The sequence below is a fragment of the Streptomyces sp. VNUA24 genome (genome assembly GCF_029167005.1).
Lineage (GTDB): Bacteria > Actinomycetota > Actinomycetes > Streptomycetales > Streptomycetaceae > Streptomyces > Streptomyces scabiei.
Genome location: NZ_CP119143.1, coordinates 5114629 through 5139145, shown reverse-complemented (window position 1 = coordinate 5139145; position 24517 = coordinate 5114629). Strand labels below are relative to the sequence as shown.

General features: G+C 71.2%; 21 protein-coding genes. 10 read left to right on the top strand and 11 right to left on the bottom strand.

What is annotated here, in order from left to right; genetic code table 11:
* Positions 1 to 302: 302 nt before the first annotated feature.
* Together PYR72_RS21810 and PYR72_RS21805 are read right to left on the bottom strand one after the other, a co-directional pair.
* Positions 303 to 1769, bottom strand: a complete 1467-nt coding sequence (locus PYR72_RS21810) for an ArsA family ATPase (protein WP_275456863.1) — start codon at positions 1767 to 1769, stop codon at positions 303 to 305.
* Positions 1766 to 2743 (bottom strand): ArsA-related P-loop ATPase, encoded by a 978-nt coding sequence (locus tag PYR72_RS21805; protein ID WP_275456862.1) that lies wholly within the window; start codon positions 2741 to 2743, stop codon positions 1766 to 1768. The genes PYR72_RS21810 and PYR72_RS21805 overlap by 4 nt, the downstream gene beginning before the upstream one ends.
* 129 nt (positions 2744 to 2872) lie before the next feature.
* On the opposite strand from PYR72_RS21805, the gene PYR72_RS21800 reads away from it, so the two are divergent.
* The 4 genes from PYR72_RS21800 to PYR72_RS21785 all read left to right on the top strand — a co-directional run bounded on the left by PYR72_RS21800 (position 2873) and on the right by PYR72_RS21785 (position 5375).
* Positions 2873 to 3031, top strand: coding sequence for a DUF4177 domain-containing protein (locus PYR72_RS21800; protein ID WP_005476015.1), 159 nt, complete (start codon positions 2873 to 2875; stop codon positions 3029 to 3031).
* A complete protein-coding gene (locus PYR72_RS21795; protein ID WP_013001826.1) occupies positions 3028 to 3495 on the top strand; it encodes a RidA family protein in 468 nt (155 codons plus the stop codon). Before PYR72_RS21800 ends, PYR72_RS21795 begins: the two co-directional genes overlap by 4 nt.
* Before the next feature lie 61 nt (positions 3496 to 3556).
* Positions 3557 to 4429 (top strand): NUDIX hydrolase, encoded by an 873-nt coding sequence (locus PYR72_RS21790; RefSeq protein ID WP_275456861.1) that lies wholly within the window; start codon positions 3557 to 3559, stop codon positions 4427 to 4429.
* A 115-nt stretch (positions 4430 to 4544) separates the two neighbouring features.
* Positions 4545 to 5375, top strand: a complete 831-nt coding sequence (locus PYR72_RS21785; protein ID WP_275456860.1) for an MBL fold metallo-hydrolase — start codon at positions 4545 to 4547, stop codon at positions 5373 to 5375.
* A gap of 331 nt (positions 5376 to 5706) precedes the next feature.
* Here PYR72_RS21785 and PYR72_RS21780 read toward each other — a convergent pair whose 3' ends face one another.
* Entirely contained in the window at positions 5707 to 6381 is a 675-nt protein-coding gene (locus tag PYR72_RS21780) for a Crp/Fnr family transcriptional regulator (protein WP_005476003.1), read from the bottom strand.
* Between the two features lie 326 nt (positions 6382 to 6707).
* Between PYR72_RS21780 and nth the strand changes: the two genes are divergently transcribed.
* From nth to PYR72_RS21765, 3 genes are all read left to right on the top strand, one after another.
* Positions 6708 to 7691, top strand: a complete 984-nt coding sequence (nth, locus tag PYR72_RS21775) for an endonuclease III (RefSeq protein WP_343245533.1) — start codon at positions 6708 to 6710, stop codon at positions 7689 to 7691.
* Between the two features lie 133 nt (positions 7692 to 7824).
* On the top strand, positions 7825 to 8556 hold the full coding sequence (locus tag PYR72_RS21770; RefSeq protein ID WP_275456859.1) for a CoA pyrophosphatase: 732 nt from the start codon (positions 7825 to 7827) through the stop codon (positions 8554 to 8556).
* A 119-nt stretch (positions 8557 to 8675) separates the two neighbouring features.
* Positions 8676 to 9875 (top strand): MarP family serine protease, encoded by a 1200-nt coding sequence (locus tag PYR72_RS21765; protein WP_275456858.1) that lies wholly within the window; start codon positions 8676 to 8678, stop codon positions 9873 to 9875.
* An 81-nt stretch (positions 9876 to 9956) separates the two neighbouring features.
* Here the strand turns inward: PYR72_RS21765 and PYR72_RS21760 are convergent, their stop codons facing one another.
* From PYR72_RS21760 to PYR72_RS21735, 6 genes are all read right to left on the bottom strand, one after another.
* The gene (locus PYR72_RS21760; protein ID WP_275456857.1) at positions 9957 to 10136 is read right to left on the bottom strand and encodes a hypothetical protein; all 180 of its coding nucleotides are present in this window, start codon (positions 10134 to 10136) and stop codon (positions 9957 to 9959) included.
* Between the two features lie 181 nt (positions 10137 to 10317).
* The gene (locus PYR72_RS21755; protein WP_275456856.1) at positions 10318 to 11280 is read right to left on the bottom strand and encodes an alpha/beta hydrolase; all 963 of its coding nucleotides are present in this window, start codon (positions 11278 to 11280) and stop codon (positions 10318 to 10320) included.
* Positions 11277 to 11756 carry a phage holin family protein gene (locus PYR72_RS21750; protein WP_037724274.1) on the bottom strand — a complete coding sequence of 160 codons (480 nt, stop codon included), beginning with the start codon at positions 11754 to 11756 and terminating at the stop codon, positions 11277 to 11279. The genes PYR72_RS21755 and PYR72_RS21750 overlap by 4 nt, the downstream gene beginning before the upstream one ends.
* A 51-nt stretch (positions 11757 to 11807) precedes the next feature.
* Entirely contained in the window at positions 11808 to 13211 is a 1404-nt protein-coding gene (nhaA, locus tag PYR72_RS21745) for a Na+/H+ antiporter NhaA (protein ID WP_275456855.1), read from the bottom strand.
* A gap of 145 nt (positions 13212 to 13356) precedes the next feature.
* Positions 13357 to 15315, bottom strand: a complete 1959-nt coding sequence (gene acs, locus PYR72_RS21740) for an acetate--CoA ligase (RefSeq protein WP_275456854.1) — start codon at positions 15313 to 15315, stop codon at positions 13357 to 13359.
* A gap of 170 nt (positions 15316 to 15485) precedes the next feature.
* Positions 15486 to 17960 carry a SulP family inorganic anion transporter gene (locus PYR72_RS21735; protein WP_275456853.1) on the bottom strand — a complete coding sequence of 825 codons (2475 nt, stop codon included), beginning with the start codon at positions 17958 to 17960 and terminating at the stop codon, positions 15486 to 15488.
* A gap of 264 nt (positions 17961 to 18224) precedes the next feature.
* Between PYR72_RS21735 and PYR72_RS21730 the strand changes: the two genes are divergently transcribed.
* The gene (locus PYR72_RS21730) at positions 18225 to 19538 is read left to right on the top strand and encodes a hypothetical protein (RefSeq protein WP_275456852.1); all 1314 of its coding nucleotides are present in this window, start codon (positions 18225 to 18227) and stop codon (positions 19536 to 19538) included.
* Between the two features lie 92 nt (positions 19539 to 19630).
* Here PYR72_RS21730 and PYR72_RS21725 read toward each other — a convergent pair whose 3' ends face one another.
* Entirely contained in the window at positions 19631 to 20611 is a 981-nt protein-coding gene (locus tag PYR72_RS21725; RefSeq protein ID WP_275456851.1) for an ATP-binding protein, read from the bottom strand.
* A 99-nt stretch (positions 20612 to 20710) separates the two neighbouring features.
* On the opposite strand from PYR72_RS21725, the gene PYR72_RS21720 reads away from it, so the two are divergent.
* Positions 20711 to 21544: an oxidoreductase gene (locus PYR72_RS21720; RefSeq protein ID WP_275456850.1), complete on the top strand. Its 834-nt coding sequence runs from the start codon at positions 20711 to 20713 to the stop codon at positions 21542 to 21544.
* A gap of 394 nt (positions 21545 to 21938) precedes the next feature.
* Here the strand turns inward: PYR72_RS21720 and PYR72_RS21715 are convergent, their stop codons facing one another.
* Positions 21939 to 22763, bottom strand: coding sequence for an HAD-IB family hydrolase (locus tag PYR72_RS21715; RefSeq protein ID WP_013001810.1), 825 nt, complete (start codon positions 22761 to 22763; stop codon positions 21939 to 21941).
* A gap of 637 nt (positions 22764 to 23400) precedes the next feature.
* On the opposite strand from PYR72_RS21715, the gene ssd reads away from it, so the two are divergent.
* On the top strand, positions 23401 to 24495 hold the full coding sequence (ssd, locus tag PYR72_RS21710; RefSeq protein ID WP_275456849.1) for a septum site-determining protein Ssd: 1095 nt from the start codon (positions 23401 to 23403) through the stop codon (positions 24493 to 24495).
* Positions 24496 to 24517 lie beyond the last annotated feature (22 nt).

The following is a 24517-nucleotide window of genomic DNA, read 5'->3' as shown; positions in this document are numbered from 1 at the left end:
GTGTGCCGGCTCTCGGGTGCCCCGAGGCGTGGATCAACGGACGGGCCGTGGTGCGGCCTTGGTGGTCTTACGGAGACGGATCACGAGGGCGGCCACTGGGCGGACCAGGGAACCTCCTGGTTGGTCGCACACCACCGTCACTTCTGCGGTCGTACGATCCTGCCGTCGTGCTGGGTCGTGCTGGGTCGTGCTGGGTCGTGCGGAGGCGGCTGGTGCGGGCTGTCGGCAGGCGTGGACGGTAAGCCCGGGGTTCGATCAGTCGTCGGCCGGTCAGCCGTCGGTTCCGTCGGCTGTCGATTCCGTCAGTCCTCGGAGACAGGCAGCTCCGGCCTTATGGCCGCGAGCCGGTTCCCGATGTCGCGCAGGCCCGCCAGGTCGTGGACATCGCCGGGCAGGGCGGCCACCTCGGCCACGGCCACCTCGGGATGCAGCGCGGTGAAGCGATCACGGGTGCGCTGCTCTCGGGAGAGCATCCGCATCCGCTCGGCGTGCAGTCTGAGCAGGCCCGACGTGAGCTGTTCCACAGTCAGGTCCGGGGCGGGGGAGCCGTCCTCGGTACCGGTCGTGGCGGGAGAGTCGGAACTGGCAGGACTTGCTGGACTGCCTGCACGGTCTGGACTGTCTGCGTGGTCCGGACTGTCTGCTTGGTCTGAGCTGCCGGAACGGTCTGAACTGTCTGAACGGTCTGAACTGCCTTGCGTGTCGGGAGAGTTACGAACTGCTTTCCCGTCCACCTGATCCACAATGCCGGGCTCTTCAAGATTTTCCGCGGCGGCGAGCGCACGCTCCGCGGACAGCTGGGCCGCGCCGCTGCCGTGCACCCGGTTGAGCACCAGCCCGGCCAACGGCATGTCCTCGGCCGCCAGCCGCTCCACGAAGTACGCCGCCTCGCGCAGCGCGTCCCGCTCCGGCGCGGCCACCACGAGGAAAGCCGTGCCGGGCGCCTGGAGCAGCTTGTACGTGGCGTCCGCGCGCGTACGGAAACCGCCGAACATGGAATCCATGGCGGCCACGAACGTCTGTACGTCCTTGAGCAGCTGACCACCCAGCAGCTTGCCCAGGGCCCCCGTCATCATCGACATGCCGACGTTCAGGAACTTCATCCCGGCCCGCCCGCCGACCTTCGCGGGTGCCAGCAGGACACGGATCAGCTTCCCGTCGAGGAACGAGCCGAGCCGCTTGGGGGCGTCCAGGAAATCCAGCGCCGAGCGGGACGGGGGCGTGTCGACGACGATCAGGTCCCACTCGTCCCGGGCCCGCAGCTGGCCCAGCTTCTCCATCGCCATGTACTCCTGCGTGCCCGCGAAGCCCGCCGAGAGCGACTGGTAGAAGGGGTTGCCCAGGATCGCGGAGGCACGGTCCGGGTCCGCGTGCGCCTCGACGATCTCGTCGAAGGTGCGCTTCATGTCGAGCATCATGGCGTGCAGCTCGCCGTCCCCGTCGATGCCCTTCACCCGCCGCGGGGTGTTGTCCAACGAGTCGATGCCCATGGACTGGGCGAGCCGCCGGGCCGGGTCGATGGTGAGCACGACCACCTTGCGGCCGCGCTCGGCGGCCCGCACCCCCAGGGCCGCCGCCGTGGTCGTCTTCCCCACGCCGCCGGCGCCGCAGCACACCACGATGCGGGTCCGCGGGTCGTCCAGCAGGGGGTCGACCGCGAGGGGGCGGGTCGAGCCGATCACGCGGTGTCCCTCGGGGGAGTGGGCCGCTTCGTGTGCGGCGGCATCCTGTGCGGTGGCCTCGTGCGCGTTGGCCGGGTCCGGAGTCATGAGATTCCTTGCTGACGCAGTTCCGTGGCCAGTTCGTACAGGCCCGCCAGGTCCATTCCCTCGGCGAGCAACGGCAGTTCGTGCAGCGGCAGGCCCAGCTCACCCAGAACGCCCCGCTGTTCGTGCTCCAGGGTGTACCGCTCGGCGTACTCCTCGGCCTGCGCGAGCAGCGGCTCCACCAGACGCTCGGCGTTGCCGCCGCGCCGCGCGCCGCCCAGCCCCGCCGTGGACAGGGACTTGGCGACGGCCGTACGCGGCACCGTGCGCGCGAACTCCAGCTCGTCGGCGTCCAGCAGCTCCGGCCGCACCATGTTGACGACGACCCGCCCCACCGGCAGCTGGGCGGCCCGCAGTTCGGCGATGCCGTCGGCCGTCTCCTGGACGGGCATCTCCTCCAGCAGCGTCACCAGATGCACGGCCGTTCCGGGCGATTTCAGGACCCGCATGACGGCCTGGGCCTGATTGTGTATCGGGCCGATCTTGGCCAGGCCCGCCACCTCGTCGTTGACGTTCAGGAAGCGGGTGATGCGACCGGTGGGCGGCGCGTCCATCACCACGTGGTCGTACGTGAACCGCCCGCTCTTCTCCTTGCGGCGCACCGCCTCGCAGGCCTTGCCGGTCAGCAGCACGTCCCGGAGGCCGGGCGCGATGGTGGTGGCGAAGTCGATGGCGCCGAGCTTCTTCAGGGCCCGGCCCGCCCCGCCGAGCTTGTAGAACATCTGGAGGTAGTCCAACAGGGCCAGTTCGGGGTCGATGGCCAGCGCGTACACCTCCCCGCCCCCGGGTGCCACCGCGATCTTCCGCTCCTCGTACGGCAGTGCCTCCGTCTCGAAGAGCTGTGCGATGCCCTGTCTGCCCTCGACCTCGACCAGGAGGGTGCGTTTGCCCTCGGTCGCGAGGGCGAGCGCGAGTGCGGCGGCGACCGTGGTCTTTCCGGTCCCGCCCTTGCCGCTGACGACCTGGAGCCTGCTCACGTATTCGAGCCTAACCAGTCGGCGCGCGGCATACGCGGGAGGCTGTGGACAACTTCTGTTCCGCCCGCCCGCCGACCGAGGCGTATCCCGTGCCCGGGCGGCGGCCGGGCAACGGATAAGGTCGGCCGCATGACCAAGTGGGAATACTCAACCGTGCCGCTGCTCGTCCACGCCACGAAGCAGATTCTGGACACCTGGGGCGAGGACGGCTGGGAGCTCGTCCAGGTCGTGCCCGGGCCGAACAACCCCGAGCAGCTGGTGGCCTACCTGAAGCGGCCCAAGCCGTGAGCGCCGTCGAGGCCAGGCTCGCGGAGCTGGGGCTGAGGCTGCCCGAGGTCGTCCCGCCGCTGGCCGCGTACCAGCCGGCGGTCCGGTCCGGTGTGTACGTGTACACCGCCGGACAGCTCCCCATGGTGGACGGCAAGCTGCCCGTCACCGGCAAGGTCGGCGCCGAGGTCACCCCCGAGGAGGCCAAGGAACTCGCGCGTACCTGCGCGCTGAACGCCCTCGCCGCCGTGAAGTCCGTGGCGGGCGACCTGGACCGTGTCGCGCGCGTGGTGAAGGTCGTCGGCTTCGTGGCCTCGGCCTCCGACTTCACGGGTCAGCCCGCCGTGCTCAACGGCGCGAGCGAACTCCTGGGTGCCGTCTTCGGCGACAAGGGTGTCCACGCGCGCAGCGCGGTCGGTGTGGCCGTGCTCCCGCTGGACGCGCCGGTCGAGGTGGAACTCCAGGTGGAGCTCACCGTCGCGTAGCGACCGCCGGGACCGCGGAGGCTCACTCGAACATCCGCCCGTGACGAGTTAGCCTCCGCCCATGGCAAACGGGCAGTGGTACCCACCCGAATGGCCGGACCGCATCCGCGCACTGGCGGCCGGCACGCTGACACCGGTGACCCCCAGGAGGGCCGCCACCGTCATGCTGCTCAAGGACACGGCCGACACGCCGGTCGTGCACATGCTGCGCAGACGCGCCTCCATGGCCTTCGCCGGGGGCGCGTACGCCTATCCCGGCGGCGGTGTGGACCCCCGCGACGACGACCACCAGATCGGCTGGGCGGGCCCCACGCGCGCGTGGTGGGCGTCCAGGCTCGGTGTCGGCGAGAACGACGCCCAGGCGATCGTCTGCGCGGCCGTGCGGGAGACGTACGAGGAGGCGGGCGTGCTGCTCGCCGGGCCCGATCCCGAGACCGTGGTCGGGGACACCACGGGCGACGACTGGGAGGCGGACCGCGCGGCGGTGGCCGCACGGGAGCTGTCCTTCGCGGAGTTCCTGGAGCGCAGAGGGCTGGTCCTGCGGTCCGACCTGCTGGGTGCCTGGGCCCGCTGGATCACCCCCGAGTTCGAGTCCCGCCGCTACGACACCTGGTTCTTCGTGGCCGCGCTCCCGCAGGGGCAGCGCACCCGGAACGCCTCCACGGAAGCCGACCGCACGGTGTGGATCCGGCCGGGGGACGCGGCGGACGGCTACGACAAGGGCGACCTGCTGATGATGCCGCCCACCATCGCGACCCTGCGCCGGCTCGCGGAGTACGACACGGCCGCCGCCGCGCTCGCCGCCGCGCCCGCCTGCGACCTGACCCCCGTCCTCGCCGAGGCCCGTCTCGCGGACAACGACGACGTGGTCCTCTCCTGGCCCGGCCACGCCGAGTTCACCAAGCGGATCCCGGGCGGCGGGGACTCCGGATGACGGACGAGACCACCCTCCCGGGCCGACCGGACGGCGAGGCCCCGCCCCCGCGCGCGTCCCGCCCCCTGCCGTGCACGCCCCGCATCCCGTCCGTTCCGCTGGAAGGCACCCGCGCATGACCGACGCAGCAGCTCTCCCCGGCCGGCCCAGGGGCGGTGTCCTGTCCGGGCCCGCCACCGCGCGCGCGGTCAACGTGCTCGCGCCGAACGCGTCCCCGATGACACTGGACGGGACCAACACCTGGATCGTCTCCGAGCCGGACTCCGACCTGGCGGTCGTGATCGACCCCGGCCCGCTGGACGACGTCCACCTGCGCAGGGTCGTCGACACGGCGGATAAGGCCGGCAAACGGGTCGCGCTGACCCTGCTCACGCACGGCCATCCGGACCACGCGGAGGGCGCCGGTCGCTTCGCCGAGCTGACCGGGACGAGCGTCCGGGCCCTCGACCCCGCCCTGCGGCTCGGCGACGAGGGACTGGGCGCGGGTGACGTCGTCTCGGTCGGCGGTCTGGAGCTGCGGGTCGTACCCACTCCCGGGCACACCGCCGACTCGCTCTGCTTCCACCTCCCGGCCGACCGTGCCGTGCTGACGGGCGACACGGTCCTGGGACGCGGGACGACGGTCGTGGCCCACCCCGACGGCCGTCTCGGCGACTACCTCGACTCCCTGCGCCGGCTCAGGTCCCTCACGGTCGACGACGGCGTCCACACCGTCCTGCCCGGCCACGGGCCCGTCCTGGAGGACGCCCAGGGTGCCGTCGAGTTCTACCTCGCCCACCGCGCCCACCGGCTCGCCCAGGTCGAGACGGCGGTCGAGAACGGCCACCGCACCCCCGACGAGGTCGTCACCCGCGTCTACGCGGACGTCGACCCCTCCCTGTGGCCGGCGGCGGAACTCTCGGTCCGGGCACAACTGGAGTACCTGACCGAACACGGCCTGATCTGACTCCGTCCCTGACTCCGTCCCTGACCCCGCCGTCCGCCTGAGCGGCCCTCTCCGGCCCCGCGCCCGACGAACAGCACCTCGGGCGCCCCCCAGGCATCCACGGCCCCAGAGGCCCCTCCCAGGGCCGCCCAGGGGCGTTCATCCGTCCGCCGGTCCGGGTGCTGCCGTGCCAGGAGATCGAGGTCACTGCACCCCGGACGGGCACAACGAACTGGGCCCGCCTCGCGAACGAGACGAGCCCATCGACGTACTGACGGTCCTGCCCATGGTGTTCGGACAAGCGTGCGGTCTGGCCGGTGCCCCAGAAGCTCCGGCCGTCACACGCCCCGCGTCAGCGGGACCGCTTGGCCAGTCGTTCCACGTCCAGCAGGATCACCGCGCGGGCCTCCAGTCGCAGCCACCCACGCTGCGCGAAGTCCGCCAGAGCCTTGTTCACGGTTTCCCGCGACGCGCCCACGAGCTGCGCCAGCTCTTCCTGGGTGAGGTCGTGCACCACGTGGATGCCCTCCTCCGACTGCACACCGAACCGCCGGGAGAGGTCCAGCAGCGCGCGAGCGACCCGCCCGGGCACGTCCGAGAACACCAGGTCGGACATCTGGTCGTTGGTCTTGCGCAGTCGGCGTGCGACCGCCCGGAGCAGCGCCGCGGCCACCTCGGGACGCGCGTTCAGCCAGGGCTGGAGGTCGCCGTGGCCGAGGCCGAGCAGCTTGACCTCGGTCAGGGCCGTGGCGGTCGCCGTACGCGGGCCGGGGTCGAACAGCGACAGCTCGCCGATCAGTTCACCGGGGCCGAGCACGGCCAGCATGTTCTCGCGGCCGTCGGGCGACGCGCGGTGCAGCTTGACCTTGCCCTCGGTGACCACATAGAGGCGGTCACCGGGGTCGCCCTCGTGGAAGAGAGCGTCACCGCGCGCGAGGGTCACCTCACTCATGGAGGCGCGGAGCTCCGCGGCCTGCTCGTCATCGAGCGCCGCGAAGAGCGGGGCGCGCCGCAGAACGTCGTCCACGAGTTCTCTCCTTGTCGACCTGCTCAGGGGATCTTGCTCCCCGTACTACCAGGGGACCGTGTTCCCCATCTTGCCGGACGGACCAAACAGTGTGATCTGTCACAAGGATGCCGCACACATGTCCCGGGGTAAGCGTCAGGGGTCCAATTGGGGGCCGATCTTCTGGGCCCGGGGCGGATGTCGGTGCCGGGCTTTAGGCTGGCCGGGTGTCCAAATCGCCGGTGAGAGCACAGGCCAAGGGGGCTGGGCGGGTGGTTGCACGTCGCGATTCCGCTGTGGGCGAACAGGGCTCCACAGGAGCGAACAAAACGGCAAAGGCGACGAAAGTGTCCGATCCATCAATGGTGGAGAACTCCGCCCAGAAGACCGCGGCCCCGGTGAAAAAGGCCACCCCGGAGAAAAGGGCCACCGCTCAAAAGCCGACGGCTATGAAGAAGGTGGCTACGAAGAAGGCGGCGGCGAAGCCCGCAGAGAAGGCAGCCGTGAAGAAGACGGCGGCAAGTCGGACGGCGGCGAAGAAGACGGCAGCGAAGAACGAGTCCCGGACCGCCCTCGTCCGCCGAGCCCGCCGTATCAACCGCGAACTCGCCGAGGTGTACCCGTACGCGCACCCCGAGCTGGACTTCGAGAACCCCTTCCAGCTCGTCGTGGCGACGGTCCTGTCCGCGCAGACGACCGACCTGCGGGTCAACCAGACGACACCGGCGCTCTTCGCCAAGTACCCCACCCCCGAGGACCTGGCCGCGGCCGTCCCGGAGGAGGTCGAGGAGATCCTGCGGCCCTGCGGTTTCTTCCGGGCCAAGACGAAGTCGGTCATGGGACTGTCCAAGGCCCTGGTGGAGAACCACGGCGGTGAGGTCCCCGGCCGTCTCGAAGACCTGGTCAAGCTGCCCGGCGTCGGCCGCAAGACCGCCTTCGTCGTGCTGGGCAACGCCTTCGGCCGGCCCGGTATCACCGTGGACACGCACTTCCAGCGGCTCGTACGGCGCTGGCGGTGGACCGAGGCGACCGACCCGGACAAGATCGAGGCGGCCATCGGCGGGCTCTTCCCGAAGAGCGAGTGGACGATGCTGTCGCACCATGTGATCTTCCACGGCCGCCGCATCTGCCACGCCCGCAAACCGGCCTGCGGCGCCTGCCCCATCGCGCCGCTCTGCCCGGCGTTCGGCGAGGGCGAGACCGACCCGGAGAAGGCCAGGAAGCTGCTGAAGTACGAGAAGGGCGGCTTCCCGGGCCAGCGTCTGAAGCCCCCGCAGTCCTACCTCGACGCGGGCGGCATCCCGGCCCCGCCCCTCGGAGCCGCCGGATGACGGGCGCCACGGAACGGCACGGCACGCCCCCTCCCCGTCCCGGTACCCGCCACCCACACGAGGGACATGAGGCACGAGTGGAACGATCAGCGGTCTCCCGGGCGTTGGGACCGGAAGAACGACGGGGGTGGCGATGACACGCGCGAGCCGGACGGACGGCGGCACGGACACCGACAGCGGGCACCGCACACAGGGCGGACACGTGGGCCTGGACCGGGCGGGCCTGCCCGCGTGGCTGGACCCGGTCGTGCACGCCGTCGACACGGTCGAGCCGCTGCAGCTGAGCCGCTTCCTGCCGCCGGAGAACGGCTCGGGCCGGCAGTCGGCGGTCCTGATCCTGTTCGGCGAGGGGCCGGGCGGCCCCGAGCTGCTGCTCATGGAGCGCTCCGGCTCGCTCAGATCGCACGCCGGCCAGCCCTCGTTCCCGGGCGGCGCCCTCGACCCCGAGGACGGCGACCCGCGGACCGACGGCCCGCTGCGGGCCGCCCTGCGCGAGGCGGAGGAGGAGACCGGCCTCGACCCCGCGGGAGTCCAGCTCTTCGGCGTGCTGCCCAAGCTGTACATCCCGGTCAGCGGCTTCGTCGTGACGCCCGTCCTCGGCTGGTGGCGACAGCCGACCCCGGTCCGGGTCGTCGATCCGAACGAGACGGCCCGCGTCTTCACCGTCCCCGTGGCGGATCTCACGGATCCGGCCAACCGCGCCACCGCCATTCACCCCCGCGGCTACGCAGGCCCGGCATTTCTGGTCGAATCGGCCCTCGTGTGGGGGTTCACGGCCGGAGTGATCGACCGTCTGCTGCACTACGCGGGCTGGGAGCGCCCCTGGGACCGTGAGAAGCAGGTCCCGCTCGACTGGCGCTCATGACAGGGTGGCTGCCGTGCTGCGTCGTCCGGGGCCCGTTGCGTCTCCCTGTCGCCGCGCGGCGGACCGGTCCCCCGGTCGGCCTGTAGTGCTGGCGAAGTGACGAGGCGAGGCTTGAAGCGGTGAACGTGCTGGACATCCTGTTGCTGGTCGCCGCGGTCTGGTTCGCGATCGTGGGCTATCGACAGGGCTTCGTCGTCGGCATCCTCTCGGTGATCGGCTTTCTGGGCGGTGGCCTCGTCGCGGTCTACGCCATGCCCGTCGTCTGGGACTGGATGACCGACAACTCCGAGGTCAGCACGGCCGCCGCCGTGGTCGCGGTGGTCATCGTGATCGTCTGCGCCTCGGTGGGCCAGGCCTTGACCACCCACCTCGGCAACAAACTCCGCCGCTACATCACCTGGTCCCCGGCCCGCGCCCTGGACGCCACCGGCGGCGCCCTCGTCAACGTGGTGGCCATGCTCCTGGTCGCCTGGCTGATCGGTTCCGCCCTCGCGGGGACGACGCTGCCGACGCTCGGCAAGGAGGTCCGCGAGTCCAAGGTGCTGCGGGGCGTGGCGGGGGCCCTGCCCCACCAGGCGGACACCTGGTTCGCGGACTTCTCCTCGGTCCTCACGCAGAACGGCTTCCCGCAGGTCTTCAGCCCGTTCTCCAACGAGCCGATCACCGAGGTCCAGCCCCCCGACCCGGCGCTCGCGAGCAGCCCGGTCGCCCAGCGCGCCAAGCGATCCATCGTCAAGGTGATGGGTACCGCGCAGAGTTGCGGCAAGGTCCTCGAAGGCACCGGCTTCGTCTTCGGCGAGCGCCGGGTGATGACCAACGCGCACGTGGTCGGCGGAGTGGACGAACCCACGGTCCAGATCGGCGGCGAGGGCCGCAAGTACGACGCCAAGGTCGTCCTGTACGACTGGGAGCGCGACATCGCCGTCCTGGACGTGCCGGGCCTGAAGGCGCCCGCACTGCACTTCACCGGCAAGGACGCAGTCAGCAGCGACGACGCGATCGTCGCGGGCTTCCCGGAGAACGGCGCGTACGACATCCGCCCCGCGCGCGTGCGGGGGCGCATCACGGCCAACGGCGCCGACATCTACAAGCGCGGCACCGTCCACCGTGACGTCTACTCGCTGTACGCGACCGTCCGTCAGGGCAACTCGGGGGGCCCGCTGCTCACGCCCGAGGGCAAGGTCTACGGCGTGGTGTTCGCGAAGTCCCTCGACAACCCGGACACCGGCTACGCCCTCACCGCGGACGAGGTCCAGGAGGACATCGCCAAGGGCCGTACCGCCAACCAGCAGGTGGACAGCGACAGCTGCGCCCTCTGAGGCCGGGCGGGTCCTGTGCGGTGAAGTGCCGAGCGGGTCGCACCGCGGCGGTGAGGTGCCGGGCGGGTCGTCCCGCTGGGGTCAGGGACGGGAATGGCGCAGCCGGGCCGAGACCCAGCGGGCCCGGCGACGCAGGATGCGCGGAATGCCCAGCCGGGGATCGGTGTCCCGCACCTGCGGGGCGCCCCTCTGGTGGGAGCTCAGGCCCGCGGCCGAGCGGCGGTTGCGTGCTGCGTCACTGTAGTCGTGCGTCCAGCCCATACCCCGACGTGTGCCCCCGCCCCAAGGTCCATAACCGCCCCCACGCCCCCCAATTGGCCTATGCGCCGGGCATGTAACTGTTCGTAGAACAGCCGTTCACATCGGGGCGGCGGGAGGCCCCGGGCGGGGCTCACGGGCACCGCTCACCGACACTGCTCTCGGGCCCGCTCCGGGGCACGGCTCACCGGTCGGGCTCGGGGTCCTTCAGCCAGTTGATGAGCTCGGCCGAGAACGCCACCGGGTCCTCCTCGTGCGGGAAGTGCCCCAGACCGTCGAACAGCCGCCAGCGATAGGGCGCTTCGACGTACTCCCCGGACCCGGCCGCGCTGCGCGTACGCATCACCGGGTCGAGTGAACCGTGCAGATGGAGGGTGGGCACCCGGACCGGCCGCTTCATCCGGCGGTTGAACTGGATGCCGTCCGGGCGGGCCAGGGACCGCACCATCCATCGGTAGGGCTCGATCGAGCAGTGTGCCGTCGACGGGATGCACATCGCCCGCCGGTACGTCTCCACGGCCTCGTCGTCGGGCAGGCTCGGCCCCGACCAGTCGCGGATCAGCCGGCCGACCAGGGCGCCGTCGTCGGCGGTGAGCCGGCGCTCGGGAATCCAGGGCCGCTGGAACCCCCAGATGTAGGAACCCGCCGACGTCTGCTTGACGTCCGAGAGCATCGCCGACCGCCACCGCCGAGGATGCGGCATCGAGGACACCGCGAGCCGGCGGACGAGCTTGGGACGCATCACGGCGGCCGTCCAGGCCAGATAACCGCCCAGGTCGTGGCCGACCAGCGCGGCATCGGGCTCGCCGAGGGACCGGACGACCCCGGTGATGTCCAGGGCGAGGTTCGCGGGGTCGTAGCCCCGCGGTGTGCGGTCGCTGCCGCCGACCCCGCGCAGGTCCATCGCCACGGCCCGGAAACCCGCGTCCGCGAGGGCGACCAGCTGGTGCCGCCAGGTCCACCAGAACTGCGGGAAGCCGTGCAGCAGCAGCACCAGCGGCCCGTCGCCCACTTCCGCGATGTGGAAACGCGCGCCGTTGGCCGCCACGTCCCGGTGGATCAGCCCCTTGGCGCCGGGCACGTCGAGCCGTACGGGGGACGCGGGCTGATTCGAGGGGGCGGCCGGGGCGGTCGCGGGGTCGGTCATGACGTCGAGCGTGCCACAGCCTCGACGACGTCGTCGGCCGGGGCGGGCCGACGGGGGTGGGGCTTGGCGTTCTGCAGCACGCCCGCCGTCTCCTTCATGGACGCGGCGACCTTCTGCGGGCCCTGGCCCTTCTTGGCCTTCTTCGAGAAGACCACGCCGATGAGCGTCAGCACGACGGCGATCACGACGTTCGCCGCGAACGACAGCAGGAAGCAGATCGCCAGGTTCCACTCGCTCCAGGTGCGGATGCCGTACGCCAGCGCGAAGCTCAGCATGGGCAGGGAGAAGAGCAGGACCGCGCCGGCCGCGGTGAACGCCCCGCCGCCGATCACCCCGCGCTTGACGTCCTGCCTGAGCTGGGCCTTGGCCAGCGCGATCTCGTCGTGCACCAGCGCGGACATCTCGGCCGTCGCCGAGGCGAACAGTTGGCCGACCGTGCGTTCGGCTCCGACCGGGCTGCCGTCGGGTGCGCTCATCGGGGTCTCCCTCATATGCGTTTGTACGGTCCTGTCTGCGGTCCTGTCAGATCATGCCGGACCGTCGTCGCCGTCGCCTGCCCCGCCCGCCACTTCGGCAAGCCTGCGGTGCTCGGCGGCCTTGCGTTCGTAGATCGCCGCCATGCGCAGGTGGTACTCCGGGTCGTCCTGCTCGTAGACGTCCGGGATGCCGTCCTGGTCGTCGTCGCGCTCCTCCGCGGCCCACAGCGCCTGGTACTTCGCGTTCCTCATCTTCAGCAGCACGCTCGCGAGGACCGCCGCGACGAGCGAGCCGGTGAGGACGGCCGCCTTGACGCCGTCGGTGAGCACCGGGTCGCCCTCGAAGGCCAGTTCGCCGATGAGCAGCGACACGGTGAAGCCGATCCCGGCGAGGGAGGCGACCGCGAAGACGTCCGGCCAGACCAGGTCCTCGGAGAGGGAGGCCCGGGTGAACCGGGCGGTCAGCCAGGTCCCGCCGAAGATCCCGACCGCCTTGCCGACGACCAGCCCGAGCACCACCCCGAGCGTCTCCGGCTGGGTGAAGACCTTGCCCAGCGCCTCGCCGGAGACCGCGACCCCCGCGCTGAACAGGGCGAACAGCGGCACCGCCACACCGGCGGACAGGGGGCGCACGAGGTGCTCGATGTGTTCGCCGGGGGAGCGCTCCTCGCCCTCGCGCCGGGTGCACCGCAGCATCAGCCCCATCGCGACCCCGGCGATGGTGGCGTGCACACCGCTGTTGTACATCAGCGCCCAGATGACGAGCGCGAGCGGTACGTAGACGTACCAGCCGCGTACGCCCTTTCTGAGCAGCAGCCAGAACACGGCGAGGCCGGCGAACGCGCCGCCGAGGGCGGCGAAGTCGAGGCCGTCGGTGAAGAACACCGCGATGATCAGGATCGCGCACAGGTCGTCGACGACGGCGAGGGTGAGCAGGAAGGCCCGCAGCGCGTTCGGCAGGGAGGTGCCGATGACGGCGAGCACGGCCAGCGCGAAGGCGATGTCGGTCGCCGTGGGCACCGCCCACCCGGACAGCGAGCCGCCGCCGGCGAGGCTGGTGAGGGTGTAGACGAGCGCGGGCACGGCCATGCCGCACAGCGCCGCCACCACGGGCAGCGCGGCCGTCCTCGGGTCCTTGAGGTCACCGGCGACCAGTTCGCGCTTGAGTTCGATGCCGGCGACGAAGAAGAAGACTGCGAGCAGGCCGTCGGCCGCCCAGTGCGCCACCGACAGGTCGAGGCCCAGCGCCGCGGGACCGAAGTGGAAGTCGCTGACGCTCGCGTAGCTGTCGTGCAGCGCGGGGACGTTGACCCAGACCAGCGCGGTCACCGCGGCCAGGAGCAGCAGACAGCCGCCGACGGTCTCGGTGCGCAGCGCGTCGGCCACGAAGGTCCGCTCGGGCAGGGAGAGCCGGCCGAGGACCTTGCGGGTGGGGGTGGTGCGGGACGCGGCCACGGGGGAGACCTCCGGTCGGGACAGCACGGATCACTCGCCGACCAGACTTCCCGGCACACCTGTTCCTTAGCTTAGCTAAAGGGCACCCCGCGCGCTCGTCGCGGGGTGCCCTTCGGGGTCGTGCGGGCCCGTCGAACCGGGCGGGTCAGTCCTCGCTCGGCGCCGCCGGCAGCTTGGCCTGGATCAGGTCCATCACCGTGGAGTCGGTCAGCGTGGTGACGTCGCCGAGCTGCCTGTTCTCCGCCACGTCACGCAGCAGACGCCGCATGATCTTCCCGGAGCGCGTCTTCGGCAGCTCCTGCACCGGCAGGATGCGCTTGGGCTTGGCGATCGGCCCGAGGGTGGCGCCGACGTGGTTGCGCAGGTCGGCGACGAGGCTCTCGTCCTCGGCGTTCGCCGTGCCGCGCAGGATCACGAACGCCACGATCGCCTGACCGGTGGTCTCGTCGGCCGCCCCGACGACGGCCGCCTCGGCCACGGAGGGGTGCGACACGAGCGCGGACTCCACCTCGGTCGTCGAGATGTTGTGGCCCGACACGAGCATCACGTCGTCGACGCGCCCGAGGAGCCAGATGTCCCCGTCGTCGTCCTTCTTCGCCCCGTCGCCGGCGAAGTACTTGCCCTCGAACCGCGACCAGTACGTGTCGAGGAACCGCTGGTCGTCACCCCAGATGGTGCGCAGCATCGAGGGCCACGGCTCGGTCAGGACCAGGTAACCGCCGCCGCCGTCGGGGACCTCCCGCGCCTCGTCGTCCACCACCGTGGCGGAGATGCCCGGCAGCGGCGTCTGCGCCGAGCCCGGCTTGGTCGCCGTCACGCCCGGCAGCGGGGAGATCATCATCGCGCCGGTCTCGGTCTGCCACCAGGTGTCCACGATCGGCGTCGTGTCGGCGCCGATGTGCTTGCGGTACCAGATCCACGCCTCGGGGTTGATGGGCTCACCGACCGAGCCGAGCACCCGCAGACTGCTGAGGTCGAACTTCGCGGGGATGTCGTCGCCCCACTTCATGAACGTGCGGATGGCCGTGGGCGCCGTGTACAGGATCGTCACCCCGTACTTCTGCACGATCTCCCAGAACCGGCCCTGGTGCGGGGTGTCCGGCGTGCCCTCGTACATGACCTGCGTCGCGCCGTTGGCCAGCGGCCCGTAGACGATGTACGAGTGGCCGGTGACCCAGCCGACGTCGGCCGTGCACCAGTACACGTCCGTCTCCGGCTTGAGATCGAAGACGGCGTGGTGGGTGTACGACGTCTGGGTGAGGTAGCCGCCGGAGGTGTGCAGGATGCCCTTGGGCTTACCCGTCGTGCCGGACGTGTACAGGATGAACAGGGGGTGCTCGGCCCCGAACGCCTGCGGGGTGTGCTCGCTGCTCTGCCGGTCGACGATCTCGTGCCACCACACGTCACGCGTGTCGTTCCACGCGACGTCCTGTCCGGTGCGGCGGACGACGAGGACGTGCTCGACATTGCCGGCCCGGTCGGCGGCGTCGTCGACGGCGGGCTTGAGCGCGGAGGGCTTGCCGCGCCGGTAGCCGCCGTCGGAGGTGATGACCACGCGCGCGTCCGCGTCCTGGATACGGGTCGCGAGCGCGTCGGCGGAGAAGCCGCCGAACACCACGGAGTGCGCGGCGCCGATCCGGGCGCACGCGAGCATCGCCACGGCCGCCTCCGGGATCATCGGCAGGTACACCGCGACCCGGTCGCCGGCCCGGACACCCAGCTCCAGCAGAGCGTTGGCCGCCTTGCTGACCTCGTCCTTCAACTGGCCGTAGGTGAGGGCCCGGCTGTCCCCGGGCTCCCCCTCGAAGTGGATGGCGACCCGGTCGCCGTGGCCGGCCTCGACATGCCGGTCGACGCAGTTGTAGGCGACGTTGAGTTCGCCGTCCTCGAACCACTTGGCGAACGGCGGATTCGACCAGTTCAGCGTCTCGGTCGGCTCCTTGGCCCAGGTCAGCCGCCGGGCCTGCGCCGCCCAGAAGCCGAGCCTGTCCGCCCTGGCCTGCTCGTACGCCTCCGCCGTGACGTTGGCGTTCTCGGCCAGGTCGGCAGGCGGCGCGAAGCGGCGCTCCTCCTTCAAGAGGTTGGCCAGGCTTTCGTTGCTCACGACATCTCCCTTACGGTGCTTTGCCGGGGCGACCGTTGTGTCCCAGGCCACAGCTCATCAGACCCGGACCCCCGATGACAAGGGCCTTCCTCTGATTGGTTTAGACCTGTGGGCGGGTGGCCCCGCGGCTAGGACGCCACCCGTTCCCACGGACCCGGACGGAGATCGGTTCACGCGCGGGTGTCGTGCAGGACCGTTCCGGTCGAGCCGGGCGTCCCGGTCGGGTCTGCCTTACCCGCCGTATGCGCCGGGTCTGCCGTACCTGCCGGGTCCGTCGTACCTTCCGGGGCCGACGTACCTGCCGGGTCCGTCGTCGCGGTCGTGGGGGCGACCCGGTCGAAGACTCCGCCGTCCGGAGCCTCCTCGGTGAGCAGATACGCCTGCGCCTCTCCCACGTGGAAGTACATCCCGTGCAGTTCGAGCCCGCCGTCGCGCAGGGCACGGGCGACGGAGTCGTGGGCTCTCAGGTGTTCCAGTTGCTGAATGACGTTGGTCAGGCACAGCTGTTCGACGGCATCGGCCGGTTCGCGGCCTGCCAGGCGGGCCCAGGGGCGGTTCTTGTCGGTCGCGCGGTCCAGACTGGGCCTGCCGTGCCGCAGCCAGCGTTTGAGGGGGGACTGCGTGCCGTGCGGGTCGGTCTTGAGCAGGGCCTGCATCGCTCCGCAGCCGGAGTGCCCGCAGACCGTGATCGACCGGACGTGCAGCACGTCCACGGCGTACTCGATCGCCGCCGCCACCGAGTCGTCGCCGCTCTCCTCGCCGGGCAGCGGCACGAGGTTGCCTACGTTGCGTACGACGAAGAGGTCGCCCGGACCGCTGGAGGTGATCATCGACGTGACGAGCCGGGAGTCGGCGCAGGTCAGGAACAGCTGCGAGGGCTGCTGCCCCTCGCGCGCCAGCCGGGCCAGCTCATCCCGGACCAGCGGGGCGGTGTTCTGCTGGAACGCGCTGATCCCACGCGCCAGTTGATGCCCGCGCGGCCCCTCGGCCGCCTTCTCCCGGGGTGTGCCCGCGGCCGGGGTCGTCGGGGCCTCGCACTGGTGGTTGCGCCACGGTGTCCAGGGCCGGCAGCGGCAGCCGGCCGCCGAGGTGCCGGCGGGTTCGGCGATCCGGGTGCCGGCGCGTCCGGTGATCTCGACGGAGCCCCCGTGCGCCTGGTGTGCCTGCTGCCAGTCCTGCAGCGACTCGTACGCCGCGTGGTCCATGAACGATCCGTCCAGCTCCACGACGGCGGGCGCCGAGCGCGGGACCTGGTGCAGGGCGCGGCTGAGGCGCGGCACGGCGAGGAACGTCAACTGGCCGCGCACATGGACGTGATGGACCCCGTCCTTCTCCACGTGCGTGATGCGCGTACGGGTGAGGCGGTGCAGGGCGACGCCGACGGCCACGGCGATGCCGAGCGCGACCCCCTCCAGGACGCCGAGGGCGACGACACCGAAGGTGGTGACGGCGTAGACCAGCACCTCGCGGTGACGGGTCACCGTGCGGATGTGGTGCAGGGAGACCATCTGGACGCCGACGGCCATCACGAGGGCGGCGAGTGAGGCGAGCGGGATCAGCTCCAGGCAGGGGACCAGGAACAGGGCGGCCGCCACCACCCAGACGCCGTGCAGCATCGTGGAGTGCCGACTGGTGGCGCCGGCGCGGACGTTTGCGGTGCTGCGGACGGCGACGCCGGCGATGGGCAGGCCGCCGAGGATGCCGGAGACGACGTTGGCCGCGCCCTGGCCGCGCAGCTCCCGGTCGAGGTCCGAGCGCCCCACGTCGGTCCGTCCCGCCGCCAGCTTGTCCATGGCGACGGCCCCGAGGAGCGACTGCACGCTGCACACCAGGGTGGTGGTGAGCACGGCGGCGAGGATGCCGAGCACCGGTCCGTCGGGCACGCCGGCCAGGGCATGGCTCCGCCAGGACGGAAGGTCGACCTTGGGCAGGCTCAGGGCGGCGATCGAGGCGGTGGCCGTGGCACCCGCGACGGCCACGAGGGCGGCCGGGACGATACGCAGCCGCCGCCCGACGCGGCCGGGCAGGTGCGGCCAGGCGAGCAGCAGGACAAGGGTGAGGACGCTCACGGAGACCGCGGCGGGGTCCAGATGGGCCAACTGGGCAGGCAGGGCGCCGATGTTGGCGCTGACCGAGCTCTGCGGGGTGCCGCCGAGCACGATGTGGAGCTGGGCGACGGCGATGGTGACACCGATGCCGGCGAGCATGCCGTGCACGATCGCGGGGCTGACGGCGAGCGCCGAACGGGCCACGCGCAGCTGGGCCAGGCCCAACTGCGCGAGGCCGGCGAGGACGGTGATGGCGCAGGTGGTGCGCCAGCCGTACTGGTGGATCAGGTCGGCGGTGACGACGGTGAGGCCCGCCGCCGGTCCGCTGACCTGCAGAGGGGAGCCGCCCAGGCGCCCGGCGACGAGACCGCCGACGGCGGCGGCGACCAGCCCGGCCTGGAGCGGGGCGTCGGTGGCCAGGGCGATGCCCAGGGACAGGGGGAGTGCGATCAGGAAGACCGCGATGGAGGCCGACAGATCGGCGGCCGGGACACGGAACCGGCGACGCGGTCCCTTCGGGGGGCTGTGCGGCTGGTGATCACGCTCCGTCCGGTTGGGGTCCGGGTCGGTGGCGTGGGTGGGGACGCAGGCGGACATGGTCTCCCGTCTCCTCCGGGGCTGCGCGGTCGCGTGGGTCGCGGCCGTGGGGCACGGCGTTTCAGTGGCGGGAATTCTCAACGCTCAGTAAACGAATCGTAATGCAGAGTAAAGGATGTGCAAGAACATTAGCCGCAAATGGGTCATTAGATCACTCAGGAGGATGAATGAAGCATTTCATCGGCTTGTCGTATTAATCATGATCGGAACTCTGTGCGACCTTGGCCGCTCTGCTCCCGAGCCAAGGAAGAAGGTGGGCGGACCATGGCCGTCACCCAGAGGATCACCGCCGGTGTCACGCTCGCCGCGACCTGCGCCGCGGCGCTCGCCGGATGCGGAATCGGTGAGCCGGCGGGCACCACCGGCTCATCCGGCACCGGCAGAACGGGGAAGGAGGACCGGCAGGGCGTGTCCGCCACGAAGGAGGGTGTGCCGGCCCCGCCGAAGACGGCGGTCCGGCTGATCGGCGACGGCTCCACCGCGTACACCGGTGTGCAGCCCCACCTCCCGAGGCCCGCACGGCTGAAGCCCGGTCAGAAGCCCCCGCAGTTCGTGGTGTTCTCCTGGGACGGCGCGGGGGAGGACAGCCAGCGGCTCTTCTCGCACTTCCGCAAGGTGGCACGGGCCAACAACGCCACCATGACGTACTTCCTCAGCGGCGTGTACATGCTGCCGGAGGAGAAGCGGGATCTGTACCGCCCGCCCCAGCACTCCCCGGGCCGCTCGGACATCGGCTTCAACGACGTCCGCGGAATCAAGGACACCGTGGACCAGCTGCGGGGCGCGTGGCTGGAGGGCAACGAGATCGGCACGCACTTCAACGGCCACTTCTGCGGTGCCGGGGGCGGGGTCGGCGAGTGGTCGGCCGAGGAGTGGAAGAGCGAGATCGCCCAGGCCAAGGCGTTCGTGAAGGCGTGGAAGACCAACACCGGCACGGACGAGGCCGAGCCGCTGCCCTTCGACTACGACAAGGAGCTGATCGGCGCCCGCACGCCCTGCCTGGAAGGCCGGACGAACTTCATGCGCGCGGCCCGCGAACTCGGCTTCCGCTACGACACCAGCGGCGTCAAGGACCAGGTCTGGCCCGAGAAGAAGGACGGGCTGTGGGACTTGTCGATGCAACTCGTCCCCGTCCCGGGCCGCGACTTCGAGACGCTGACCATGGACTACAACTTCTACGTCAACCAGTCCGGGGCCCGGGCCGGGGCGGCGGGGCAGCGGGAGCACTGGGGTGATCAGTTCCGCGACGGTCTGCTCGCGGGCTTCGAGCGCGCCTACGAGGGCAACCGTGCGCCCCTGATCATCGGCAACCACTTCGAGTCCTGGAACGGCGGCGTCTACATGCGTGCCGTCGAGGAGACGATCGAGGCGGTCTGCGGCAAGCCCGACGTGCGCTGCGTCTCCTTCCGGCAGCTGGCCGACTGGCTCGACGCCCAGGACCCGGAGGTCCTGGACAGACTGAGCACCCTGAGGGTCGGGCAGGCGCCGAAGAGGGGCTGGAAGAACTTCCTTTCCGCCGGACCGGCACCGGCCCCGAAGGGGGTTCCGGGCGCTCCGGCGGCCAGGCCGAAGGACTGAGCGGCGCCGGCGCGGGGGTGGAGGCGGCCAGGTCGGAGCCCCGGGCCGGGCCAGGGCAGGGGTCGGCCCTGCGCTGAACGGGCGCCCGGTGCTCAGACCCTGGCCGCGACGTCCTCGGTGAGCACGAACTCGGGGTCGATCTGCGCGGCCAGATCGGACCCCGTCCGCTCGTTGCCCCAGCTGCTCGCGTTCTTCAGGTGGAAGTGCGCCATCTGCCGGGTGTAGCGCTCCCAGTCGCGCAGCTCGTACGTGGCGTCGGCGGCTCGGTGCAGCGTGCGCAGGGACTCCCGGTTGGGCGCCTCCAGGCGCTCGAAGCGGGGCGGGCGCCCCTTCTCCAGGGCGCGCACCCAGTCCGAGTGCCCGAAGGCCACCAGCAGGTCGTCGCCGACCTCGGCACGGAGGAAGTCGAGGTCGTCGTCGCCCCGCACCTTGTTGCCGACTACCTTCAAGGCGACGCCGTAGTCACTGGCGTACTCCTTGTACTGGCGGTAGACGGAGACGCCCCTGCGGGTCGGCTCGGCGACGAGGAAGGTCATGTCGAAGCGCGTGAACATGCCGGACGCGAAGGAGTCCGAACCGGCCGTCATGTCGACCACCACGTACTCGTCGCGGCCGTCCACCAGATGGTTCAGGAACAGCTCCACCGCACCCGTCTTGGAGTGGTAGCAGGCGACCCCCAGGTCGGCGTCGCTGAAGGGGCCCGTGACCATCAAACGGACGGCGCCGCCGTCGAGTTCCACCGGACGGGCACAGGCGTCGTAGATGGCGTTGGGCTCGCAGATCCGCACCAAGCGCGAGCCGTCGCCGGGCGGACTGGTCTTGATCATCGTCTCGGCGGAGGCGATCCGGGGGTTGGAGCCGCGCAGGTGGTTCTTGATCAGTGCCAGCCGGTCGCCCATCGCGGGCAGTTCGGCGGCCTCCGACTCGTCCAGGCCGAGGGCGGCGCCCAGGTGCTGGTTGATGTCGGCGTCGACGGCGACGACCGGGGCTCCGGAGGCGGCGAGGTGGCGGATGAACAGGGAGGACAGCGTGGTCTTGCCACTCCCGCCCTTCCCGACGAAAGCAATTTTCATGTTCACTAACGGTAGTGGGGTGAGTGCCGGGGGTGTCCGTGCGGCGACGGAAGACCACTCCTTCGAGGGTCGGTGCCGAGTGCGCGTACTGTCGTACTCATGAGTACGACTGGTGCGGCCGCCGATCCGCTCGCGGCCCTGGCAGAGCTTCCCGGCGTGGCCGAGTCCGTGGAGTCGGTGCGCAAGGCTGTCGACCGCGTCTACGGCCACCGCGTCATGCGGCGCCGGAGCAACGCGGTCACCTCCGAGGCGGCCCTGCGCGGCGCGCGCGGCTCGGCGGCGCTGTCCGGCGCCGACTGGGCCCTCGAAGAGGTGCGCCGCCGCACGGACTTCAGCGGCCAGGACGGGGACGGCGAGGCCCGCACCATGGGCGCCGCGCTGCGGTTGAGCGCCGAGGCGGGCCAACTGCTGTCGATCTGGCGGCAGTCCCCCCTGCGGGTGCTGGCGCGGTTGCATCTGGTGGCGGCCGGCCATGACGACGCGCGCGTGGGACGGCCCCGGCAGGACGGGGAGCAGGTCGACGAGCCCCTGATCGAGCTTCCGCTGCCGGGTGCCGCCGAGGTCGCCGGACGTCTCGACGGCCTCTCCGAGCTGATCATCCGGGGCGGTTCCGCCCCTGCCCTGGTGACCGCCGCCGTCGTCCACGGCGAACTGCTCGCCCTGCGGCCCTTCGGCAGCCACAACGGTCTCGTCGCGCGCGCGGCCGAGCGCATCGTCCTGATCGGCAGCGGGCTGGACCCCAAGTCGGTGTGCCCGGCGGAGGTCGGCCACGCGGAACTCGGCCGCGCCGCCTATGTGGCCGCCCTCGACGGCTATGTCTCCGGCAGTCCGGACGGCATGGCCGCCTGGATCGCCCACTGCGGCAGGGCCGTCGAACTGGGTGCGCGCGAGTCGACGGCGGTGTGCGAGGCACTGCAGCGCGGAGCCGCCTAGGCGCGGTGGGGATCGGGGGACCCGACTGCCGGGTAAACGGGCGGAGAACCCCCGGAAAAGGGTTGCGGCGGTACGAGAATTCGTACCGCCGCTGGCATGTTCACCTGGTTACCAAGCGTCCTCGATATATGCCCATCAGGCCGGGATCTATGGCCCGTGACCTGGTGCGGCTGGCCCGTAATCGACGGGTCGACGTCGCGTGGGTGCCTGGTGTTCATGCTAGGTCCGTGGGGCCAAAATGAGTTTTTAAAGGTGATCCTCTCGGATGTCCTTTGGTCTCGCGGGCCTTGAATCCTTTCTACTCCAGGATCGGGACAAGCGGAACCCCTCGATGTGCTTCTTTACTTTTAGGTTCAAACAGCGTGAATCGACCGTGGCGATGAGGCCACCCGGGTCAGGCCGTCGCGACCCGCCGCCGGCTCGCGTACCAGACGAGCCCGGCGGTGGCCGCCGCGGCGCCTATGGCGGCGGCCGCGAGCAGGGCGGGACGCGGTGGCACGGCCAGACGCTGCTTGAGGCGCACCGGGCGGTGGAAGTCGAGGATGGGCCACCCGCGCGCGAGGGCCTCCCTGCGCAGGGTCCGGTCCGGGTTCACCGCGTGCGGGTGCCCCACGGCCTCCAGCATCGGCAGGTCGGTCGCCGAGTCGCTGTACGCGTAGCAGTGCGCGAGGTCGTACTCCTCGGACTCGGCCAGGTCCCGGATCGCCTGGGCCTTGGTCGGGCCGTAGGCGTAGTACTCCACTTCCCCGGTGAAACAGCCGTCGTCGCCGACGACCATCCGGGTCGCCACCACCCGGTCGGCACCCAGGAGCTCGCCGATCGGCTCGACCACCTCGGCGCCGGAGGTGGAGACGATGACGACGTCCCGCCCGGCGGTGTGGTGCTCCTCGATGAGGGAGGCGGCCTCGTCGTAGATGATCGGGTCGATCAGGTCGTGCAGGGTCTCGGCGACGATGTCCTTCACCTGCTGGACGTTCCAGCCGCGGCAGAGCGCGGACAGATACTTCCGCATGCGCTCCATCTGGTCGTGGTCGGCGCCGCCCGCGAGGAACACGAACTGGATGTACGCCGTCCGCAGGGCGGCTCTGCGGTTGATCAGGCCGCCTTGGTAGAACGACTTGCTGAAGGTGAGCGTGCTCGACTTCGCAATGACCGTCTTGTCCAGGTCAAAGAAGGCCGCTGTGCGGGGCAAGGAGTGGTTTTCCACGACGCCGAGCATATGCGCCCGCCATTCGGGCTAGTGTGGGGCGCGTGGGTTTGCCTGAGAGGGCTCTCGGGTACACCATGGAAGTCACGGATCGTTCGCGACCGTGCTAACGCGGCCCGGCTCCTCCCCCCCCGAGTCGGCCGTGGAGACGACCCCCACTCTCCCCCCCGGTGGGGGTCGTCGCATGTCCGCATGTGTTTCTCCCTCCGCGACCCGGCCCACGAAGCCTCTCCGAGCCTCGTGGGTTTTTCTGTGCCTCAGCGCAGGATACGTCACTCTCCGTAGTTGTGGGGCTGCGCTGTGGAAGTCGTTCCGGAGTCGCCTGTTCGGGTGACGGAGATATTCACAGCCATCGAGTTGTCCACAGATTTAGACCATGATCCACATCATTTCCGAGATCGCCGCACCGTGATTCCAGCGCATCCCGGCGGCGGCCTCTTCACGGCCGGTTCCGTTTCCGGATGCGTGGGGCCGGTATCCGCCGGCCGCCTGGACGGCGGTCGATCACCGGCCCCCGCACAGGAGTTGACCACGGGCGCCCGCGACACGGATCACATGGATCACGTGGATCACATGGATCACATGGATCACATGGAATACGCGGATCACGCGGAGCGCCCCGGGCGAAGCAGTGAAGGGGCTGGGAAACATGGCGGGAGCCATCACCGACGACCGGCCGCCCGCCGCCGAGGGGCGGCAGGGCCGGCCGTTGATCGTCACCGAGGACGTGGAACTGCTGGACGACCTGCTGCGCCTCTGCGCGGCGGCGGGCGCCCGGCCGGAGGTCCACCACGGGGTGCCCGAGGGCCGGGGCCGGTGGGAGGCGGCGCCTCTGGTGCTCGTCGGGGACGACGCGGCGCGGCGGCTGCGCGGTGCCACGCGCCGACGAGGAGTCGTCCTCGTCGGCAAGGACCAGGACGACTCCGGTGTCTGGCAGCGGGCCGTGCAGATCGGAGCCGACCACGTCCTGATGCTGCCCGACGGCGAGCAGTGGCTGGTCGACCGCATCGCCGACGTGGCGGAGGGCGTCGGCCGGCCCGCGCTCACCGTCGGCGTGATCGGCGGCCGGGGCGGGGCCGGCGCGTCCACACTGGCCTGCGCTCTCGCCGTCACCTCGGCGCGACAGGGCACGCGCACCCTTCTCGTGGACGCCGATCCGCTGGGCGGCGGCCTGGACGTGCTCCTGGGCGGCGAGAGCGCCGACGGACTGCGCTGGCCCGCCTTCGCCGCCTCGCGCGGCCGGGTCGGCGGCGGCGCCCTGGAGGAGTCGCTGCCGGAACTGCACTCCCTGCGCGTGCTGAGCTGGGACCGGGGCGACGCCGTCGCCGTCCCGCCCCAGGCCGTCCGGGCGGTCCTCGCCGCGGGCCGGCGGCGAGGCGGAGCAGTCGTCGTCGACCTGCCGCGCCGCATCGACGAGGGCGTCGCCGAAGCACTCGCCCAGCTCGACCTCGCTCTCCTGGTCGTCCCCGCCGAACTGCGCGCGGTCGCCGCCGCCTCCCGTGTCGCCTCCGCCTTCGGCATGGTCCTGCGCGATCTCCGGGTCGCGGTCCGCGGGCCGTACGCCCCCGGCCTCGGCGACCACGAGGTGGCCCGCCTGCTGGGGCTTCCGCTCGCGGGCGAGGTGCCCACCGAGACCGGTCTGCCGGACGGCGGCAGACCACCGGGCGGCGCCCCGCGCGGACCGCTCGCGCGCTTCTGCGAGGGCTTCTGGGAGCGGGTCGCGGTCAGGGGTGAGGCGGCGTGAAGCGCCTGCCCGGAGAGCCGCC

What these genes read in the sequence shown, in the direction of transcription:
- PYR72_RS21715 (WP_013001810.1), bottom strand. Translation starts at nt 22,763, where the DNA reads ATGCTCGGCGTCGTGGAAAACCACTCCTTGCCCCGCACAGCGGCCTTC.
- PYR72_RS21730 (WP_275456852.1), top strand. Translation starts at nt 18,225, where the DNA reads ATGGCCGTCACCCAGAGGATCACCGCCGGTGTCACGCTCGCCGCGACC.
- PYR72_RS21755 (WP_275456856.1), bottom strand. Translation starts at nt 11,280, where the DNA reads ATGACCGACCCCGCGACCGCCCCGGCCGCCCCCTCGAATCAGCCCGCG.
- ssd (WP_275456849.1), top strand. Translation starts at nt 23,401, where the DNA reads ATGGCGGGAGCCATCACCGACGACCGGCCGCCCGCCGCCGAGGGGCGG.
- PYR72_RS21760 (WP_275456857.1), bottom strand. Translation starts at nt 10,136, where the DNA reads ATGGGCTGGACGCACGACTACAGTGACGCAGCACGCAACCGCCGCTCG.
- PYR72_RS21735 (WP_275456853.1), bottom strand. Translation starts at nt 17,960, where the DNA reads ATGTCCGCCTGCGTCCCCACCCACGCCACCGACCCGGACCCCAACCGG.
- PYR72_RS21810 (WP_275456863.1), bottom strand. Translation starts at nt 1,769, where the DNA reads ATGACTCCGGACCCGGCCAACGCGCACGAGGCCACCGCACAGGATGCC.
- PYR72_RS21790 (WP_275456861.1), top strand. Translation starts at nt 3,557, where the DNA reads ATGGCAAACGGGCAGTGGTACCCACCCGAATGGCCGGACCGCATCCGC.
- PYR72_RS21725 (WP_275456851.1), bottom strand. Translation starts at nt 20,611, where the DNA reads ATGAAAATTGCTTTCGTCGGGAAGGGCGGGAGTGGCAAGACCACGCTG.
- PYR72_RS21800 (WP_005476015.1), top strand. Translation starts at nt 2,873, where the DNA reads ATGACCAAGTGGGAATACTCAACCGTGCCGCTGCTCGTCCACGCCACG.
- PYR72_RS21785 (WP_275456860.1), top strand. Translation starts at nt 4,545, where the DNA reads ATGACCGACGCAGCAGCTCTCCCCGGCCGGCCCAGGGGCGGTGTCCTG.
- PYR72_RS21770 (WP_275456859.1), top strand. Translation starts at nt 7,825, where the DNA reads ATGACACGCGCGAGCCGGACGGACGGCGGCACGGACACCGACAGCGGG.
- PYR72_RS21720 (WP_275456850.1), top strand. Translation starts at nt 20,711, where the DNA reads ATGAGTACGACTGGTGCGGCCGCCGATCCGCTCGCGGCCCTGGCAGAG.
- PYR72_RS21750 (WP_037724274.1), bottom strand. Translation starts at nt 11,756, where the DNA reads ATGAGCGCACCCGACGGCAGCCCGGTCGGAGCCGAACGCACGGTCGGC.